Source organism: Acidovorax sp. GW458-11-26-14-TSB4 (assembly GCF_059423865.1).
The window spans coordinates 46,343-64,457 of sequence record NZ_JBWKYR010000016.1; the positions used below are offsets into that span (position 1 = coordinate 46,343).

The 18,115-nt window shown below is 67.6% G+C and carries 14 protein-coding genes; 9 read left to right on the top strand and 5 right to left on the bottom strand.

Features of this window, described 5'->3' with window-relative positions; genetic code table 11:
- Window positions 1-24 precede the first annotated feature (24 nt).
- The 4 genes from dapA to AC07X5_RS24865 are packed head-to-tail and all read right to left on the bottom strand — an operon-like array spanning window position 25 to window position 2,974.
- Window positions 25-921 (bottom strand): 4-hydroxy-tetrahydrodipicolinate synthase, encoded by an 897-nt coding sequence (gene dapA / locus AC07X5_RS24850; protein WP_409960485.1) that lies wholly within the window; start codon window positions 919-921, stop codon window positions 25-27.
- Between the two features lie 32 nt (window positions 922-953).
- Entirely contained in the window at window positions 954-1,508 is a 555-nt protein-coding gene (locus AC07X5_RS24855) for a class I SAM-dependent methyltransferase (RefSeq protein WP_409960486.1), read from the bottom strand.
- 53 nt (window positions 1,509-1,561) lie between these two features.
- Window positions 1,562-1,729, bottom strand: coding sequence for a hypothetical protein (locus AC07X5_RS24860; protein ID WP_409960487.1), 168 nt, complete (start codon window positions 1,727-1,729; stop codon window positions 1,562-1,564).
- Window positions 1,730-1,756: 27 nt separating this feature from the next.
- The gene (locus AC07X5_RS24865) at window positions 1,757-2,974 is read right to left on the bottom strand and encodes an MFS transporter (RefSeq protein WP_409960488.1); all 1,218 of its coding nucleotides are present in this window, start codon (window positions 2,972-2,974) and stop codon (window positions 1,757-1,759) included.
- Between the two features lie 120 nt (window positions 2,975-3,094).
- Between AC07X5_RS24865 and AC07X5_RS24870 the strand changes: the two genes are divergently transcribed.
- The 6 genes from AC07X5_RS24870 to AC07X5_RS24895 all read left to right on the top strand — a co-directional run bounded on the left by AC07X5_RS24870 (window position 3,095) and on the right by AC07X5_RS24895 (window position 12,286).
- Window positions 3,095-5,077, top strand: coding sequence for a DNA topoisomerase IV subunit B (locus AC07X5_RS24870; protein WP_494772290.1), 1,983 nt, complete (start codon window positions 3,095-3,097; stop codon window positions 5,075-5,077).
- On the top strand, window positions 5,077-6,060 hold the full coding sequence (locus tag AC07X5_RS24875) for a hypothetical protein (RefSeq protein ID WP_494772291.1): 984 nt from the start codon (window positions 5,077-5,079) through the stop codon (window positions 6,058-6,060). The genes AC07X5_RS24870 and AC07X5_RS24875 overlap by 1 nt, the downstream gene beginning before the upstream one ends.
- A 49-nt stretch (window positions 6,061-6,109) precedes the next feature.
- On the top strand, window positions 6,110-7,045 hold the full coding sequence (locus AC07X5_RS24880) for a hypothetical protein (RefSeq protein WP_494772292.1): 936 nt from the start codon (window positions 6,110-6,112) through the stop codon (window positions 7,043-7,045).
- 92 nt (window positions 7,046-7,137) lie between these two features.
- On the top strand, window positions 7,138-7,947 hold the full coding sequence (locus AC07X5_RS24885) for a lytic transglycosylase domain-containing protein (protein ID WP_494772345.1): 810 nt from the start codon (window positions 7,138-7,140) through the stop codon (window positions 7,945-7,947).
- The gene (parC, locus tag AC07X5_RS24890) at window positions 7,944-10,301 is read left to right on the top strand and encodes a DNA topoisomerase IV subunit A (RefSeq protein ID WP_494772293.1); all 2,358 of its coding nucleotides are present in this window, start codon (window positions 7,944-7,946) and stop codon (window positions 10,299-10,301) included. Before AC07X5_RS24885 ends, parC begins: the two co-directional genes overlap by 4 nt.
- Window positions 10,302-10,537: 236 nt before the next feature.
- Complete coding sequence (locus AC07X5_RS24895) at window positions 10,538-12,286, top strand: methyl-accepting chemotaxis protein (protein ID WP_494772294.1); 1,749 nt, start codon at window positions 10,538-10,540, stop codon at window positions 12,284-12,286.
- 137 nt (window positions 12,287-12,423) lie between these two features.
- Here the strand turns inward: AC07X5_RS24895 and AC07X5_RS24900 are convergent, their stop codons facing one another.
- Window positions 12,424-12,882, bottom strand: a complete 459-nt coding sequence (locus AC07X5_RS24900; protein WP_494772295.1) for a RidA family protein — start codon at window positions 12,880-12,882, stop codon at window positions 12,424-12,426.
- 139 nt (window positions 12,883-13,021) lie between these two features.
- On the opposite strand from AC07X5_RS24900, the gene AC07X5_RS24905 reads away from it, so the two are divergent.
- From AC07X5_RS24905 to AC07X5_RS24915, 3 genes are all read left to right on the top strand, one after another.
- Window positions 13,022-15,595 (top strand): DNA internalization-related competence protein ComEC/Rec2, encoded by a 2,574-nt coding sequence (locus tag AC07X5_RS24905; RefSeq protein ID WP_494772296.1) that lies wholly within the window; start codon window positions 13,022-13,024, stop codon window positions 15,593-15,595.
- 92 nt (window positions 15,596-15,687) lie between these two features.
- On the top strand, window positions 15,688-17,145 hold the full coding sequence (locus AC07X5_RS24910) for a circularly permuted type 2 ATP-grasp protein (protein ID WP_409960676.1): 1,458 nt from the start codon (window positions 15,688-15,690) through the stop codon (window positions 17,143-17,145).
- Window positions 17,145-18,104, top strand: a complete 960-nt coding sequence (locus tag AC07X5_RS24915; protein ID WP_409960677.1) for an alpha-E domain-containing protein — start codon at window positions 17,145-17,147, stop codon at window positions 18,102-18,104. The genes AC07X5_RS24910 and AC07X5_RS24915 overlap by 1 nt, the downstream gene beginning before the upstream one ends.
- Window positions 18,105-18,115 lie beyond the last annotated feature (11 nt).

Below are 18,115 nucleotides of genomic sequence, written 5' to 3' on the forward strand. Positions count from 1 at the left end.
AGGGTTCGGGCGCAGCCCGGGTTGTTAGATCAGGCTGGCGGAGCGCAGGGCCGCCTCGACCACGGCTTCATTGGCCGGGCTCAGAGGGGTCATGGGCAGGCGCAGTGTGCCACCGCACAGGCCCATGCGGGCCACGGCCCACTTCACGGGGATGGGGTTGGCTTCGACGAAGAGCTGCTTGTGCACGGGCATCAGCTGGAACTGGATTTCCATGGCGCGCCGCACGTTGCCGGCAATCGCCGCCACGCACAGTTCGTGCATCAGGCGCGGCGCCACGTTGGCCGTCACGCTCACATTGCCATGGCCGCCGCACAGCATCAGGGCCACGGCGGTCGGATCGTCGCCCGAGTAGATGCCGAAACCCTTGGGAGCTTCGCGTATCAGCCACTGCGCGCGCTCGATGTTGCCCGTGGCCTCCTTGATGCCGATGATGCCGGGCACCTGGGCCAGGCGCAGCACGGTGTCGTGCTGCATGTCCGCAACCGAGCGTCCGGGCACGTTGTACAGGATGGTGGGCAGGTCGCCCACGGCCTCGGCGATGGCTTTGAAATGCTGGTACTGGCCCTCTTGCGTGGGCTTGTTGTAGTAGGGGACGACCTGCAGCTGCGAGTCGGCGCCCACCTTCTTGGCAAAACGGGCCAGCTCGATGGCCTCGGCCGTCGAATTGGCGCCGCAGCCGGCCATGATGGGCACGCGCTTGGCGGCCTGCTCCACGGCCACGCGGATGATCTCGCAGTGCTCCTCGACGTTTACCGTGGGCGATTCGCCCGTAGTGCCCACGACGCCGATGCAGTCGGTGCCTTCGGCAATGTGCCAGTCGATCAGTTTGCGCAGCGCAGGGTAGTCGACGCTGCCGTCCTCATGCAGGGGGGTGACGAGGGCGACGATGCTGCCGGTGAGTGGCACTAAGGAAGATGTCATGTCCGCAGTGGTGAACGGGATAAAAGAGCATTCTAACTAGGCCGGCTGGCCAGCAGATGTCTTGAGGGTGCCCCGGCGTCCGCAAGTTCCCTCACGGCCGTGATGCGCTGCACGAAACGTGCGGGTTCTTCGACAAAGCCGTCCTCGTAGGCCACGGTGCGCAGGCCATTGCAGGCTGCCAGCAGTTCACCCGGCTGCAGCAGGAACTCGGACCGTGCGGGGCGGCCCACCGTTTCGTTACCGTGTGCAAAGGTCTCGTAGAGCAGTACACCACCCGGCGCCAGGCTCGCCAGCAGGGTGGGAAACAGCGGGCGCCACAGGTAGTTGGTCACCACTACCGCGCCGAACTGCCGCCCGGCGAAAGGCCAGGGGCCGTTCTCGATATCGGCGCAAACCATCTCGCCGAGCGGTGCGGCGGCCGCCACCGCCTCGGCGGATCGGTCCACCCCCACCACGGCATGGCCCAGGCCGTGCAGCCAGCGCAGGTGGCGCCCCGCACCACAGGCCACATCGAGCACCGTGCTGCCGGGCGCGATCAGGTGGGACCAGCGGCGCACCCAGTCCGATGGGTTGTCAGATCCGTGCATCGTTTGCTATTGAAAAAGGAGCGCGCTGTGCCCTGGGGTGGGCCGTATCCGGCTCAAAAGCAGCTCCACACCTTGTCGGCCAGCAGCACCATGAATTCGGGGGCCGTGTACAGGCCGAAAACGGCCAGGCAGGCCACGATGGAGACCGCCCACGCCAGCAGCCGCCACGCCAGCGGCAGGGCCGGCGGGCTGGGGGGCTGGGGCTCGGGGGCGGTGGGCATGGCAGAAGGCGGTGGTTCAGCCCGCCATCATGCCGGCACCGGGGCCCTGCGCTGGATAGGGCTTTCCTTGACCGGCAGGTTCACCAGGGCCGCGAACACTCCAAGGGCGATGGAGATGTACCAGACGATGTCGTAGCTGCCCGTGGCGTCGTACAGGTAGCCGCCCAGCCACACGCCCAGGAAGCTGCCGATCTGGTGGCTGAAGAACACGAAGCCGCCGAGCATGGACAGGTGCTGCACGCCGAAGATCTGGGCAATGGTGGCATTGGTGGGCGGAATGGTGGACAGCCACAGCGTGCCCATGACGGCCGAGAAGATGTACACCGAGGCCGGCGACAGCGGTACCACCAGGAACACCGCAATGGCAATCGCCCGCGCAAAGTAGATGAAGGCCAGGATGTAGCGCTTTTGCAGGCGCTGGCCCAGGGTGCCCGCAATATAGGTGCCGAACACGTTGAACAGGCCGATCAGCGCCAGCGCGTAGCTGGCCACCTGGGGCGAGAGGCCGTGGTCCTTGAGGTAGCTGGGCATGTGCACGCCGATGAACACCACCTGGAATCCGCAGACGAAGTAGCCCGCCATGAGCAGCGTGAAGCTGGGATAGCGGAAGGCCTCCAGCAGCGCCTGGGCGATTGTCTGGTCGCGCTTGACCGGGGCCGTGCCCTTGAAGCCCGGCTCGCGCAGGCCGAAGGCCAGGGGCACGATGAGCAGCACTGCCAGCGACAGCGTCAAAAGCGCCTGCTGCCAGCCGAAGCTGGCGATCAGCCAGCCCTCCAGGGGTACCATGAGGAACTGGCCGAAGGAGCCGGCCGCTGCGGCCACCCCCATGGCCCAGGAGCGCTTCTCGGGCGCGATCTGGCGGCCCAGCACACCATAGATCACCGCATAGGTGGTGCCCGCCTGGGCAGCGCCGATCAACACGCCGGTAGTCAGCGCGAACAGCAGCGGCGTGGGTGACAAGGCCATGCCGGCCAGGCCTGCCGCATACAGGGCGGCGCCGGCCAGCAGCACGCGGAAGGCGCCGAATCGGTCGGCCGCCATGCCCGCGAAGATACCGATCAGGCCCCAGGAAAGGTTCTGGATGGCGATGGCCAGGGCGAATGTCTGGCGTGTCCAGCCCATTTCCTGGGTGATGGGCTGCAGCCACAGGCCGAAGCCGTGGCGGGTGCCCATGGACAGGGTGACGATGGCCGCGCCGCACGCGAGCACCTGGAACATGGACAGTTTCGGAGGATTCAAGGACATGCGCAGAATGTAGCCAGATTGGCCACAATCTGCCCGCACACTACCGAACAGTACAGTTGCCAGCAATGGACCTGTATTTTCATCCAGCTTTTGCTGCGCCGCCGCACTACAATCCGCCGCATGTCTGCCAAACCGTCTTCCGTTTCCGCCAGTGAATATTCCGAGGGCTCGATCCGTGTGCTCAAGGGCCTGGAGCCCGTCAAGCAGCGCCCGGGCATGTACACCCGCACCGACAACCCCCTGCACATCATCCAGGAGGTGCTGGACAACGCCGCCGACGAGGCGCTCGCCGGCCATGGCAAGAAGATCAAGGTCACGCTGCACGCCGACGGCTCGGTGAGCGTGGAGGACGACGGGCGCGGCATCCCCTTCGGCATGCACCCCGAGGAAAAGGCCCCGGTGATCGAGCTCGTCTACACCCGCCTGCATGCCGGCGGCAAGTTCGACAAGGGCTCGGGCGGCGCCTACAGCTTCTCGGGCGGCCTGCACGGCGTGGGCGTGAGCGTCACCAACGCCCTGTCCACCCGGCTGGAGGTGAGCAGCCACCGCGAGGGCAAGGTGGCGCGCCTGGCATTCTCGGCCGGCGACGTGGTCGAACCCCTGGTGACGCGGGCCCTGGAAGCCGGCGAGCGCAAGCAGGGCACGACCGTGCGCGCCTGGCCCGATGCCAAGTACTTCGAGTCGAGCGCGCTGCCCATGGGCGAGCTCACCCACCTCCTGCGCAGCAAGGCCGTGCTCATGCCCGGCGTCACCGTGACGCTCACCAACGAGAAGACGCGCGACACCCAGACCTGGCAGTACAAGGGCGGCCTGCGCGACTACCTGATGCAGACGCTCAGCGGCGACCCGGTGATCCCGCTCTTTGAGGGCGAGGGCTATGCCGACCGCAACAACGAGAGCTTTGCCGAGGGCGAGGGGGCATCGTGGTGCGTGGCTTTCACCGAAGACGGCCAGCCCATGCGCGAGAGCTACGTCAACCTGATCCCCACCAGCGCCGGCGGCACGCACGAAAGCGGCCTGCGCGACGGCCTGTTCAACGCCGTCAAGAGCTTCATCGAGCTGCACAGCCTGCTGCCCAAGGGCGTCAAGCTGCTGCCCGAGGACGTGTTCGCCCGCGCCAGCTACGTGCTCTCGGCCAAGGTGCTGGACCCGCAGTTCCAGGGCCAGATCAAGGAGCGCCTGAACTCGCGCGACGCCGTGCGCCTGGTGTCGGGCTTCGTGCGCCCGGCGCTCGAACTGTGGCTCAACCAGCACGTGGACTACGGCAAGAAGCTCGCCGAGCTGGCCATCAAGGCCGCGCAGACGCGCCAGAAGGCCGGCCAGAAGGTCGAAAAGCGCAAGGGCTCGGGCGTGGCCGTGCTGCCCGGCAAGCTCACCGACTGCGAAAGCCGCGACATCGCCCACAACGAAGTCTTCCTGGTCGAGGGCGACTCGGCCGGCGGCAGCGCCAAGATGGGCCGCGACAAGGAAAGCCAGGCCATCCTGCCGCTGCGCGGCAAGGTGCTCAACACCTGGGAGGTGGAGCGCGACCGCCTGTTCGCCAACAACGAGATCCACGACATTTCGGTCGCGATCGGCGTGGATCCGCACGGCCCGAACGACACGCCCGACCTCTCGGGCCTGCGCTACGGCAAGGTCTGCATCCTGTCGGACGCCGACGTGGACGGCTCGCACATCCAGGTGTTGCTGCTCACGCTGTTTTTTCGCCATTTCCCCAAGCTCATCGAGGCCGGCCACATCTATGTGGCCCGCCCGCCGCTGTTCCGTGTGGACGTGCCGGCGCGCGGCAAGAAGCCTGCCGCCAAGATGTATGCGCTCGATGAGGGCGAACTCACCGCCATCCTCGACAAATGCGCCAAGGATGGCGTGGCGCGCGAGAAGTGCCAGATCAGCCGCTTCAAGGGCCTGGGCGAGATGAACGCCGAGCAACTGTGGGAGACCACGCTCAACCCCGACACGCGCCGCCTGCTACCCGTGCAATTGGGCGGCATGGACTTCGCCGCGACCGAGGGCCTGATCACCAAGCTCATGGGCAAGGGCGAGGCAGCCTCGCGGCGCGAGCTGATGGAACTGCATGGCGATGCGGTCGAGATCGATATCTGATGATGACGCTGCTGCATCTGGGGCGTTTGCTCGGCATGGTGGCGCTGATGGGGGCCTTGCTCCCTGCGGTGCTTGCCTTCGCCGATCAGAGGCCTGCCCAGATGCTGTTGGCTGGCTCCTGCATGCTTGCAGGCCTGTTGGTGGCCGTGGTTTGCGACCTTGCATTGGATGCCGCCCTGGAGCGCAAGCTGCGGCAGGAGCAGCAAAAAGGGCAGGGCTTCACACAAGCGCAACTGCAGGTGGGGATGCACTGGTTACGGTGGCTGCTTCAGGTGGGGGCCACCGGGGGCTTCGCATTGCTGTCCGTGCTCTGTGCGCTGGCGGCATGGAAAGCGGATTCCCTGGTGGTGGGTGCATTGGCGGCCGGGGTCGCTGCAATGCTCCTGGCCGCCATGGGCGGCTTGCTCGTGCTGGCACTGCGGGTGGCGCGTTCCGGCCATCTGCTGTGCGTCGGTCCTACGGGGATTTCGGTGGCCGGCGAGCGCGCCGTCCCGTGGCCGATGGTACGGGGCCTAGACCTGTGGTACGGATCTGCAGGGCTTCGCCATGCAGGAGAGTCCATCAGGCGCCCCTACCGTCTGCAGTTGGCGGTTGATGCGCCATCGGCGCGGACCGCCGGTGTGGGTGCAGGGTATGGGCCGTGGCGGTGGAATCGCCCCCGTCTCACCGCAGAGGGCCGCATTCTGGAAGTGCCGCTGTATCTGTATGCAGCCAGCCCGCATGCCATCGAGGGCGCGGTACGGACGCTGTGCAAGCGCCATGGCGAGCGCTTTCTCGACCAGTGGAAGGCCCATGCACGCCCTGAAGAATTGGCGGATCTGGAGCGGGCAGATGCACAGAGAAAGCGGCAGGAGCAAGTGTTTGCCGTCGCCAATTCGGTCCGCTACGAAGACATCGCGAAACTGCCTGCGGCCGAGCGCAGGCAGAAGGTCCAGGCCGCCATGGACGGATTGAAGGAACTCGGTTTCCTCAAGACAAAGTGAAGCCCAGAATGCCTGGACGTTTCTTTTGGTTTTCACGCGGCGGTATCTGATGTCCTGGCTGCATCTTGGACGGGGGCTCGGCGCGGTGGTTCTGATCGGGGGATTGCCCGCGATCATGATGGCCATGTCCGCTCCCGAACCTGTGAGAACACCGTCTCTGCTTTCGGTAGCAGCTTGCATGATCGGTGCTTTTTGGTTGGTCATTCGATGTGACCGTGCGCTTCGTCGCAGGCAAGCGCACTATGCAGGCAAGGAAGAGGTGCTGGGCCAGGAATTCTCGCAAGCGCAATTGCTGGTTGGAATGCTGTGGCCTCGATGGCTGCTGACGGTGGCTTTGTTCCTGTGCATGGGCGTATTGGCCGTGATGTTTGGCGCAACGCACAGGAGCCGGGATCCGGTGCTCAGCGTCGTCGTGGTGGCATTGGTGCTGTCCTTGCTCGCGATCGCGCTCTGGACGCATGGGTCGCAGGCCGTACGCGCGTTCCGGTGCGGTTACCTGCTGCGCGTGGACCAGCTTGGATTCCATGTGGTTGGTGAGTTTTTTGTTCCTTGGCCGAAGGTTCACGATGCGGCGGTGAGGCACGGCAATTTTCTGAAACTGCAACTGGTGGTCGATCCTTCGGCGGCAGTTGCTCTCAAAGGCAGGGAGGGCGAGTTGCCCTGGCAATGGGGACGTCCGGTGGTTGCGGCACATGGCCGCCTCATCCAGGTGCCGCTGCGGCTGCTCGATGTGAGCCCGCGTTTTCTGGAAGGGGCCGTGTACGCGCTTTGCAAACGCTATGCGGGCCAGGAATTTTGGGACCGCAATGCGGCCGCACGCAGTGAACGCGAATTGGAAGCTATTTCTCGCAGACTTGAGGCCCTCAATTCGATCCGGCTGCAGGACATTCTGAAAATGCCCGTGGCAAAGCAGGAGGAAATTCTCCAGGCCGGTCTTGATGCTGTGGATGAACTGCGCTTCCCCGAAAAAGTAAAGACACCATGATGCCCTGGCATTTTTCGCTGCTGCAAGCCTGGATGGGCCGAACACCACGTTCAGCCGGCCGTGGCTGGGCCTGGCGCGAGGCAGCGGCGGGAATGGCGTTGGCCCTGGCCATGGGCCTTGGCCTTTTCCCCGGCCCCGCCCACGCCGACCTCTGGGCCTATGTCGACCCGCGCGGCGTGACGCACTTCGCGCCCGAGCAGGTGGATGCCAACTACCAGCTGTTCTTCAAGGGCAACGAGTTCGATTCCACGCGCGATGGTCCCTCCGATGCGCAGGCCCTGCCCCATGCCCTGCCGCCGGCGGGGGCCAGGCTGCTGGCGTTCTTCGACATTGCGCCGGACTACAAACGCGTCAAGCACCATCTGCGTGCCGCCGCTGCCAAGCACGATGTGGACTACGAACTGCTGCAGGCGCTGATCGCCACGGAGTCGGGCTTCGATGCCGATGCCGTGTCGCCCAAGGGCGCCGTGGGGCTGATGCAGGTGATGCCGGCCACGGCCACGCGCTTTGGTGTGAGCGCTGATGCGAAACGCTCGGTGGAGAAGAAGCTCACCGATCCGGCCGTGAACGTGCCCACCGGCACGCGCTACCTGCGCCACCTGCTCAACCTGTTTCCCGAGCGCCTGGACCTGGCCCTGGCCGCCTACAACGCGGGCGAGGGCGCGGTACAGCGCGCCGGCAACCAGATCCCGGCGTACAAGGAAACGCAGAACTACGTGCGCACCGTGCTGGGCCTGTATGCGCAGCTCAAGCCGCCCGCACCCGTGAAAAGCCAGCGCGCGGTGTCCGGCCGCGTGCGCATGGAACTGCAGGGCGGCGCCCTGAACCGGGGTAACCTGCCACCCACCGGTGTGGTGCAGGCGCCCGCAATGACTGAACCTGAATCCCGCAAGAACGAATGAGCGACCAACCCACTCTCGATTTCCCGGCCTCCGACGACGGCGGCGATGATTCCCTGGGCCTGGCCGGCTACGCCCAGCGCGCCTACCTGGAGTACGCGCTTTCGGTCGTCAAGGGCCGGGCCCTGCCCGACGTGTGCGATGGCCTCAAGCCCGTGCAGCGCCGCATCCTGTACTCCATGGACCGCATGGGCCTGGGCTACAGCGGCCCCACGCGCAACACGGCGGCCAAGCCGGTCAAGAGCGCCCGCGTGGTGGGCGATGTGCTGGGCCGCTTCCACCCGCACGGCGACCAGTCGGCCTACGACGCGCTGGTGCGCATGGCGCAGGATTTTGCCCAGCGCTACCCGCTCATCGATGGCCAGGGCAACTTCGGCAGCCGCGATGGCGACGGCGCCGCGGCCATGCGCTACACCGAGGCCCGCCTGTCGCGCATCACCAGCCTGCTGCTCGACGAGATCGACGAGGGCACGGTCGATTTCATGCCCAACTACGACGGCAGCACGGAAGAGCCGCGCCAGCTGCCCGCGCGCCTGCCGTTCGCGCTGCTCAACGGTGCCAGTGGCATTGCCGTGGGCCTGGCCACCGAGATCCCGAGCCACAACCTGCGCGAGATCGCCGATGCCTGCGTGGCGCTGATCAAGACGCCCGCGCTGTCGCAGGACGACCTGATGGCCCTGGTGCCCGGCCCCGACTACCCTGGCGGCGGGCAGATCATCAGCAGCCCTGGCGACATCGCCGACGCCTACCGCACCGGCCGCGGCAGCCTCAAGGTGCGCGCGCGCTGGAAGATCGAGGAACTCGCGCGCGGCCAGTGGCAACTGGTGGTCAACGAGCTGCCACCGGGCGTGAGCTCGCAGAAGGTGCTCGAAGAGATCGAGGAAATCACCAACCCCAAGGTCAAGGCCGGCAAGAAGGCGCTGAGCCAGGACCAGACCCAGCTCAAGGCCAGCATGCTGGCCGTGCTGGACGTGGTGCGCGACGAATCCAGCAAGGACGCGCCGGTGCGCCTGGTCTTCGAGCCCAAGACCGGCAAGACGCCGCAGCAGGAGCTGATCACCGCACTGCTGGCCCACACCAGCCTGGAGACCTCGGCGCCCATCAACCTGACCATGGTGGGCCTGGACGGCCGGCCGGTGCAGAAGTCGCTGCGCCAGATGCTGGAGGAGTGGATCTCCTTCCGCCAGACCACCATCACCCGCCGCTCCCAGCACCGCCTGGGCAAGGTGCTGGACCGCATCCACATCCTCGAAGGGCGGCAGCTGGTGCTGCTCAACATCGACGAGGTGATCGCGATCATCCGCCAGGCCGAGGACCCCAAGGCGGCGCTGATCGCGCGCTTTGCATTGAGCGACCGCCAGGCCGAGGACATCCTGGAAATCCGCCTGCGCCAGCTGGCGCGGCTCGAAGCCCTCAAGATCGAGCAGGATCTCAAGGACCTGCGCGACAGCCAGGGCAAGCTCGAAGACATCCTGAACAACCCCGGCTCGCTGCGCCGCCTGATGGTCAAGGAGATCGAGGCCGACGCCAAGACCTTCGCCGATGCGCGCCGCACGCTGATCCAGGCCGAGAAGAAGGCCGTGGCCGAGGTCAAGGTGGTGGACGAGCCCGTGACCGTGGTGGTCTCGCAAAAGGGCTGGGTGCGTGCGCGCACCGGCCATGGCCATGAGGCCGCAAGCTTCGCCTTCAAGGCCGGCGACGGGCTGTACCGCACCTTCGAGTGCCGCACGGTCGACACCCTGCTGGCCTTTGGCAGCAATGGCCGCGTGTACTCGGTGCCGGTGTCGGTGCTGCCCGGTGCGCGCGGCGACGGCCAGCCCGTGACCACGCTGATCGAGCTCGAATCGGGCACGCAGCTGCTGCACTACTTCGCCGGGCCGGCCAGTGCCAGCCTGCTGCTGTCCAACTCGGGCGGCTATGGCTTCATCGCCTCGGTCGAGAACATGGTCTCGCGCCAGAAGGGCGGCAAGGCCTTCCTGTCGCTGGGCGAGGGCGAGACCGTCTGTCCGCCTTCGCACGCCGCCGGCAGCAGCGGCGGCCAGCCGTTGGCACCGGCCACACACGTGGCCTGCGCCTCGGTGGGCGGGCGCATCCTGACCTTCGAGATCACCGAACTCAAGACCATGGCCAATGGCGGGCGCGGCCTGATGCTGATCGACCTGGAGCCCAAGGACACGCTGGCCGGCGCCGCGGCCTACACGCGCAGCATCCGCATCGACGGCATCGGCCGCGGCGGCAAGGAGCGGGAGGAAACGCTGGAGATCCGCTCGCTCAACAACGCCCGGGCGGCGCGCGGGCGCAAGGGCAAGGCGGCGGACCTGGGCTTCAAGCCTTCGGCGGTGACGCGGGTGGAATAGTCCGGTATCGCCCGATACGGCCACATTTCCCTCCAAACCGCCTTTCGAGGCGGTTTTTTTGTTTTTGGCGCGGGACTACGCGGGTTGCTACGGATTGGATAAACGGCAAAAAAGAGAGCACCATGTGTAAACCCATGGTGGCATTTCACGCGGATGTCATGGTTTTCTGGCGCATCGGCCGGCCCACGCATCCTGTCAATCGGCACCAGGAATCACCAACCCGCCAGGAGACCCTGATGTTCCAGCGCATTCGGATTGCCCAGAAACTCTGGCTTGCTGTCATCTTCATCGTGGTCATGTTGGCCGGCGTGGTGGGCTTTTCGGCCTACCGCTCGGCCAAGGTGCAGGCCGAGGCCGACGCGGTGTCGCGCGAAATGCAGACCCGCGTGAACACCGCCATCCGCTGGGCGGGCCTGACCGAGACCAATGCCGCCCGTACGCAGGCCCTGATCGTGAGCAGCGATGCGGCGGTCGAGGCCGAATTCAAGGACGTGATCGCCGCCACCTCGGCCCAGATCACCGAGGTGCAGAAATCGCTCGAAGGCATGGCGCTGTCCGATGTGGACAAGGCCCAGATGGCCAAGATCGCCGACGCGCGCAAGACCATGATCGAGCTGCGCGGCAAGGCGCGTCAGCTCAAGGCCGATGGCAAGGCCGACGAGGCCGTGGCCCTGGTCAAGCAGACCTACAACCCGGCAGTGGCGGCCTACCTCACGACCCTGCGTGACTTCGTGGAGCTGCAGCAAAAGACCGCGCAAACCCGCCTGGCCGAGATGGGCGAATCGCGCATGCTCACCGTGAAGATCGCCGCCGTGGCGGTGGCGGTGCTGCTGGCGGCCATCATCGCCGGCGCCTACTACCTGATCGGCCACATCCAGCGCCCCTTGGCGCAGGCCAACGATCTTGCGGCCAAGATCGCCGCAGGGGATCTCAGCGAGCAGGGCTCTGTCACCCGTGGCGACGAGTTCGGCGACCTGCTGCGCTCGCAGTATGCGATGAGCGATTCGCTCGGGCGCATGGTGCACCAGGTGCGCCAGAGCACCGACAGCATCGCCATCGCCAGCGCCGAGATCGCCACCGGCAACCACGACCTCTCGGCCCGCACCGAGCAGACCTCGAGCAACCTGCAGCAGACGGCGGCCGCCATGGAGCAGTTCACCAGCACCATTGCCCAGAGCGCCAGCAGTGCCCGCCAGGCCAGCACGCTGGCGGCCAGCGCGACGGGCGTGGCCGAGCGCGGCGGCTCGGTGGTGACCCAGGTGGTGTCCACCATGGAAGACATCAACCACAGCAGCAAGAAGATCTCGGACATCATCGGCACCATCGATGGCATCGCCTTCCAGACCAACATCCTGGCCCTCAACGCGGCGGTGGAAGCCGCGCGTGCCGGCGAGCAGGGCCGCGGCTTTGCCGTGGTGGCCAGCGAGGTGCGCAGCCTGGCCCAGCGCAGCGCCGAGGCCGCCAAGGAGATCAAGGCGCTGATCAGCGCCTCGGTGGAAAAGGTCGAGGCCGGCAGCCGCCTGGTGGCCGACGCAGGCAGTACCATGACCGACATCGTGCGCTCGGTGCAGAGCGTGACCGACATGATCGGCGAGATCACTTCGGCCTCGTCCGAGCAGAGCGCCGGCATCTCCCAGGTCAACCAGGCCGTGGGCAACCTCGACCAGATGACCCAGCAGAACGCCGCGCTGGTGGAAGAGAGTGCCGCCGCCGCGCAAAGCCTGCGCGAGCAGGCCGAACACCTGGCGCAGGTGGTCTCGGTGTTCAAGGTCAATGGCGCCGCCTATGGCGGCGTGGCGCCACCGATGCGCGCGGCGCACACGCCCGCAGCCAGGCCGGCAGCGGCGGCCACCAAGACCGCCGCGCCCCGCATCACGCAGGCCGCCAGCAAGCCGGCCGCGAAACCTGCTGCGCCCGCCAAGGCTGCACCAATGCGTTCCCCGGCCCTGGCCCAGGGTGCCGAGGAGGACTGGGAGTCGTTCTGACGGTCAGGCGGCCGTTGAAACTGGCGCGCCGCAAGCCAGCGCTCCCGCGCAAGGGCCGCCCTGCCGCGAAGGCGGCGTAACCAGCGCTTGCGCTGAGCGTCCCCCTTCAGGGAGATGACGCGAAGCGGCTCAGGGGGTTACGCGAGTTCTGCGATGAGCTCGATTTCCACGCAGGCACCCATGGGGATCTGCGCCACGCCGAAGGCGCTGCGCGCATGCACGCCCTTGTCGCCGAACACCTGGCCGAACAGCTCGCTGGCGCCATTGGTCACCAGGTGCTGCTCGGTGAAGTCGCCGGTCGAGTTCACCAGGCTCATGACCTTGACGATGCGCTTGACGCGGTTCAGGTCGCCGCCGGTGGCCGCATGCAGCGTGCCCAGCAGGTCCACGGCCACGGCGCGCGCAGCGCTCTTGCCTTCTTCGGTGCTGATGTTGTGGCCGAACTGGGCCGCCCAGGGCTTGCCATCCTTGCGCGCGATGTGGCCGGAGAGGAACACCAGGTTGCCGGTCTGCACGTAGGGAACATAGGCGGCGGCGGGCACCGACACGGGGGGCAGGGTGATGTTCAGTTCGGAAAGCTTGTCGTAAACGCTCATGGTCGTTGTCCTCGGGTTGGGTGGTGAAGGGAGAAACTGGCTCCGGTCGGGCCAAAGCCGATGTGCCCATGAGTGTTACACACCCGCGCGCCCGGGCAGACCTTGAAGGCCTGATGCACCCGCGGTTTAGCATGCGGGGATGCCCGAGCCACTTGCCGCAGCCACCCTAGCCAGCTCCGCTGATGCTGCTCCAGCGGCGGGCCTGCGCGGCCGCCATGCCGCTCCCCTGTGGCGCGTGCCGGCGCTGCTGGTCGGCAGCCTCTGCGGCGCGGCCCTGCAACTGCAGCAGGCGGCGCTCTGGCATTGGCATGGTTATGCAGTGGTGCTGGCGTGCGCCGTGGTGGCCTGGGGGCTTTCGGGTCTGGCGCTGCATTCGGCGGCCTTGCCGGGCCGCTGGGCCTGCCGCCTGCTCGCGGCCTGCGCCGGTGCCGGGCTGCTGTTTGCCACCACCGGCCTGCGCGCCACGGTCTACCTGCAGGGCGCACTGGACCCGGCGCTGGAGGGGCAGAACATCCGCGTCATCGGCACCATTGCCGCCATGCCCCAGGTCAACGAGGCGGGCGTGCGCCTGCGCCTGCAGGTCGAGTCGGCCTGGTTGCCCGCCGCAGAACCGGGCCAGCCGAGCCAGGCCGTGCAGTTGCCCGAACGCATGGATGTTTCCTGGTACGGCGGCTTCTTCTTCGGCGCCACCAGCGCGACCACCACCGTGCGGCCGCTGGAGCCGCAGCGCCGGCCCCCGGCCCTGCATGCGGGCGAGCGCTGGGAAATGACCATCCGCCCGCGCGCGCCGCATGGCCTGAGCAACCCGCATGGCTTCGACTACGAACTCTGGACCTGGGAGCAGGGCGTGCAGGCCACCGGCACCGTGCGCACGGGCCCCAAGGACCAGGCACCGGTGCGCCTGGCCAGCACCTTGCGGTACCCGGTGGAGCAGGCACGCCAGTCGGTGCGCGATGCCATCCTGGCGCGCCTGGCCCCGGGCCTGGACCCCGACGACCCGGGCCGCGCGCGCATGGCCGGCGTGGTGGCGGCCCTGGTCACAGGCGACCAGCGCGCCATCGACCGCGCCGACTGGGATGTGTTCCGTGCCACGGGCGTGGCGCACCTGATGAGCATCTCAGGCCTGCACATCACCCTGTTCGCCTGGCTTGCCGCGCTGGCGGTGGGTGCCTTGTGGCGCCGCTCGCCGCGCCTTTGCCTGGCCGTGCCGGCGCCCACGGCGGCGCTGGTGGCCGGGGTGCTGCTGGCGGCGGCCTATGCCCTGTTCAGCGGCTGGGGCGTGCCCGCGCAACGCACGGTGACCATGCTGGCCACCGTGGCCCTGCTGCAGCTCTCGGGCCGGCGCTGGCCCTGGCCCCAGGTCTGGCTGCTGGCCTGCGCCGCCGTGGTCTGGGTGGACCCCTGGGCCCTGTACCAGGCGGGCTTCTGGCTCAGCTTCGTGGCGGTGGCGGTGCTGTTTGCCACCGATACGCGGGCCGTTGGCAGTGCGCCACCCCGGGGCCGGGCACGCGTGCTGGCGCTGCTGCGCGAGCAGTGGGTGGTCACGCTGGCGCTCACGCCGCTCTCCCTGCTGCTGTTCGGCCAGGTGTCGCTGGTGGGCTTTGTGGCCAATCTGGTGGCCATTCCCTGGGTCACGCTGGTGGTCACGCCGCTGGCGCTGGGTGGCGTGCTCTGTGTGCCGCTGTGGAACCTGGCGCTGTGGAGCCTGCAGCCGTTGGCCGCCCTGTTGCAGTGGCTGGCCACCTGGCCCATGGCCGTGCTCTACCTGCCCGTGGCGCCGCTGTGGGCCGGGGCCGCCGCCCTGGCCGGCGGGCTGCTGCTGGCGATGCGCCTGCCGTGGCGGCTGCGCCTGCTGGCCCTGCCGCTGGTGCTGCCGGTGCTGTGGTGGCAGCCTGGGCGGCCCGCGCCGGGGCAGTTCGAGCTGCTGGCCGCCGACATCGGCCAGGGCAATGCGGTGCTGGTGCGCACAGCCACCCACACCCTGCTGTACGACGCGGGCCCGCGCTTCAGCCTGGAAAGCGATGCCGGCCACCGTGTGCTCGTGCCGCTGCTGCGCGCCCTGGGCGAGCGGGTGGACGTGCTCATGCTCAGCCACCGCGATGCCGACCACACCGGTGGCGCCGCGGCCGTGCTGGCCCAGCAGCCGGGCGCGCGGCTCACCGGCTCCATCGAGGCCGGGCACGAGCTGCAGGCCCTGCGCCCGGCCACGCCCTGCCTGGCGGGCCAGCGCTGGGAATGGGATGGCGTGGCCTTCGAGGTGCTGCACCCGGCGCCCGGCGCCGGGGCGGTGGTGCGTGCCAACCATGCCAGCTGCGTGCTGCGCATCGTGGCGGCGGGGGAGCGGCCCGCGGTGGCGTTGCTGGCTGGCGATATCGAGACCGCGCAGGAGCAGGCCCTGGTAGCCGGTAAGGCACCGCTCAAGGCCGATGTGCTGCTGGTGCCCCACCATGGCAGCAAGACCTCTTCCACCGCCGGTTTCCTGGATGCCGTGGCGCCACGCACTGCTTTGGTGCAGGCCGGCTACCGCAACCGCTTCGGCCATCCGGCGCCCGATGTGCTCGCGCGCTACCAGGCGCGCGGCATCGCCGTGGTGGAGTCGGCGCGCTGCGGCGCGGCCACATGGTCCTCCGCGCAGCCCGAAGAGGTGGCCTGCGAACGCGATGCCAGCCGACGGTATTGGAGGCACGACATGGTGCCAGCTTTGCCACGCTGACGCAGCCAGCGGCCGATGGCGTACTGGCGCAGTCGGCTGATTTGCGGAAACTGGGCGCACAACTTGCTATCCTGCAAGCAGGAGGCCAGTTCATGCAGAAATTTGATGAGATGTACGCCATGCTGCCTTTCGATGGCAGCGACGTGCGAGAACACTACAAGCGCTACGCGCAATGGCTGTCCAGGCAGCCGGTGGACGTGATGCAGGCCCGCCGGGCCGAGGCGGAGATGATCTTCCGCCGCGTGGGCATCACCTTTGCCGTCTACGGCGCCAAGGACGAGGACGGCGCCGGCAACGAGCGGCTCATTCCCTTCGACCTGATACCGCGCATCATCCCCTCGCACGAGTGGGCCAGCATGCAGCAGGGCCTGGTGCAGCGGGTCACGGCGCTCAACCGCTTCATCCACGATGTCTACCACGGGCAGGACATCATCCGCGCCGGCATCGTTCCGTCCGACCTGGTGCTCAACAATGCCCAGTACCGGCCCGAGATGGCGGGCGTGCAGGTGCCGCAGAACATCTATGCGCACATTGCCGGCATCGACATCGTGCGCGCCCCCAACGCCCAGGGCGAAGGCGAGTACTACGTGCTCGAAGACAACCTGCGGGTGCCCAGCGGCGTGAGCTACATGCTCGAAAACCGCAAGATGATGATGCGGCTCTTTCCCGACCTGTTCAGCCTGCACAAGGTGGCGCCCGTGGCCCACTACCCGGACATGCTGCTCGAGACCCTGCGCGCCAGCGCCCCCGCCACGGCCGATGAGCCCACGGTGGTGGTGCTCACGCCCGGCATGCACAACAGCGCCTACTTCGAGCACGCCTTCCTGGCGCAGCAGATGGGCGTGGAGCTGGTCGAGGGCCAGGACCTGGTGGTCAAGGACCGCTTCGTTTACATGCGCACCACGCGCGGCCTGCAGCGCGTGGACGTGATCTACCGCCGCGTGGACGACGATTTTCTCGACCCGCAGGTGTTCCGCCGCACCTCCACACTGGGCTGCGCCGGCCTGATGGAGGCCTACCGCGCGGGCAACGTGGGCATCTGCAACGCCGTGGGCACGGGCGTGGCCGACGACAAGTCGGTCTACCCCTACGTGCCCGAGATGATCCGCTTCTACCTCGGCCAGGAGCCCATCCTGAAGAACGTGCCCACTTGGATGTGCCGCAAGCAGGACGACCTGCAGTACGTGCTGGACCACCTGTCCGAACTGGTGGTCAAGGAAGTGCACGGCGCGGGCGGCTACGGCATGCTCATCGGCCCGGCCGCCACCAAGGCCGAGATCGAGGACTTCCGCGGAGCGCTGCTGGCCAACCCGGCCGGCTACATCGCACAGCCCACGCTCAGCCTGTCGAGCTGCCCGACCTATGTGGACGCCGGCATCGCGCCGCGCCACATCGACCTGCGCCCCTTCGTTCTCAGCGGGCGCGACGTGCAGATGGTCGCCGGCGGCCTCACGCGCGTGGCCCTGCAGGAAGGCTCGCTGGTCGTCAATTCATCACAAGGCGGTGGCACCAAGGACACCTGGGTGCTCGGAGAAGGAGGGACCGCGTAATGCTCAGCCGCACAGCCGATCACCTGTTCTGGATGTCCAGGTACACCGAACGCGCGGAGAACACCGCACGCATGCTCAACGTGAGCTACGAGACCTCGTTGCTGCCCCAGTCCGCCGCCGTGGCGCAGGAGGGTTGGGAGGGCCTGCTGTCCATCAGCGAGCTGATCCCGGCCTACACCGCCAAGCACGGCGAAGTGACGCCCGAGCGCGTGCTGCACTTCATGGTGCGCGATGGCGAGAATCCCTCGTCCATCGTCTCCTGCCTGCGCGCTGCGCGCGAGAACGCGCGTGCCGTGCGCGGTGCCCTGACCACCGAGATCTGGGAAACGCAGAACCAGACCTGGCTGGAGCTGCAGCGCCTGCTCAAGGGCGACGCCTTCGAGCGCGACCCGGGCCAGTTCTTCGAGTGGGTCAAGTACCGCTCGCACCTGTCGCGTGGCGTCACGCTGGGCACCATGCTGCAGGACGAGGCCTTCCACTTCCTGCGCATGGGCACCTTCCTCGAACGCTCGGACAACACCGCGCGCCTCTTGGATGTGAAGTTCCACGCCGTGAAGAAAGACTTCTTCGGTCGCGCCAGCGAGCGCAACCAGGAGAACGACTTCTACCACTGGAGCGCCATCCTGCGCAGCGTCTCGGCCTTCGAGGTCTACCGCAAGGTCTACCGCGACGTGATCACCCCGGGCCGCGTGGCGGACCTGTTGATCCTGCGCCGCGACATGCCGCGCTCGCTGCATGCCAGCATGCGCGAGGTGGTGGACAACCTGGCCGTGCTCGCCAACGACCATTCGTCGGAAACCCAGCGCCGCGCCGGCCGCCTGCTGGCCGACCTGCAGTACGGCCGCATCGACGAGATCCTGTCGACCGGGCTGCACGCCTTCCTCACGCAGTTCCTGGACCGCGTGAACGACCTGGGTGGCGGCATCAGCCGCAACTTCCTGGTCGCGACGGGGGATTGAGGCAGCCCTGC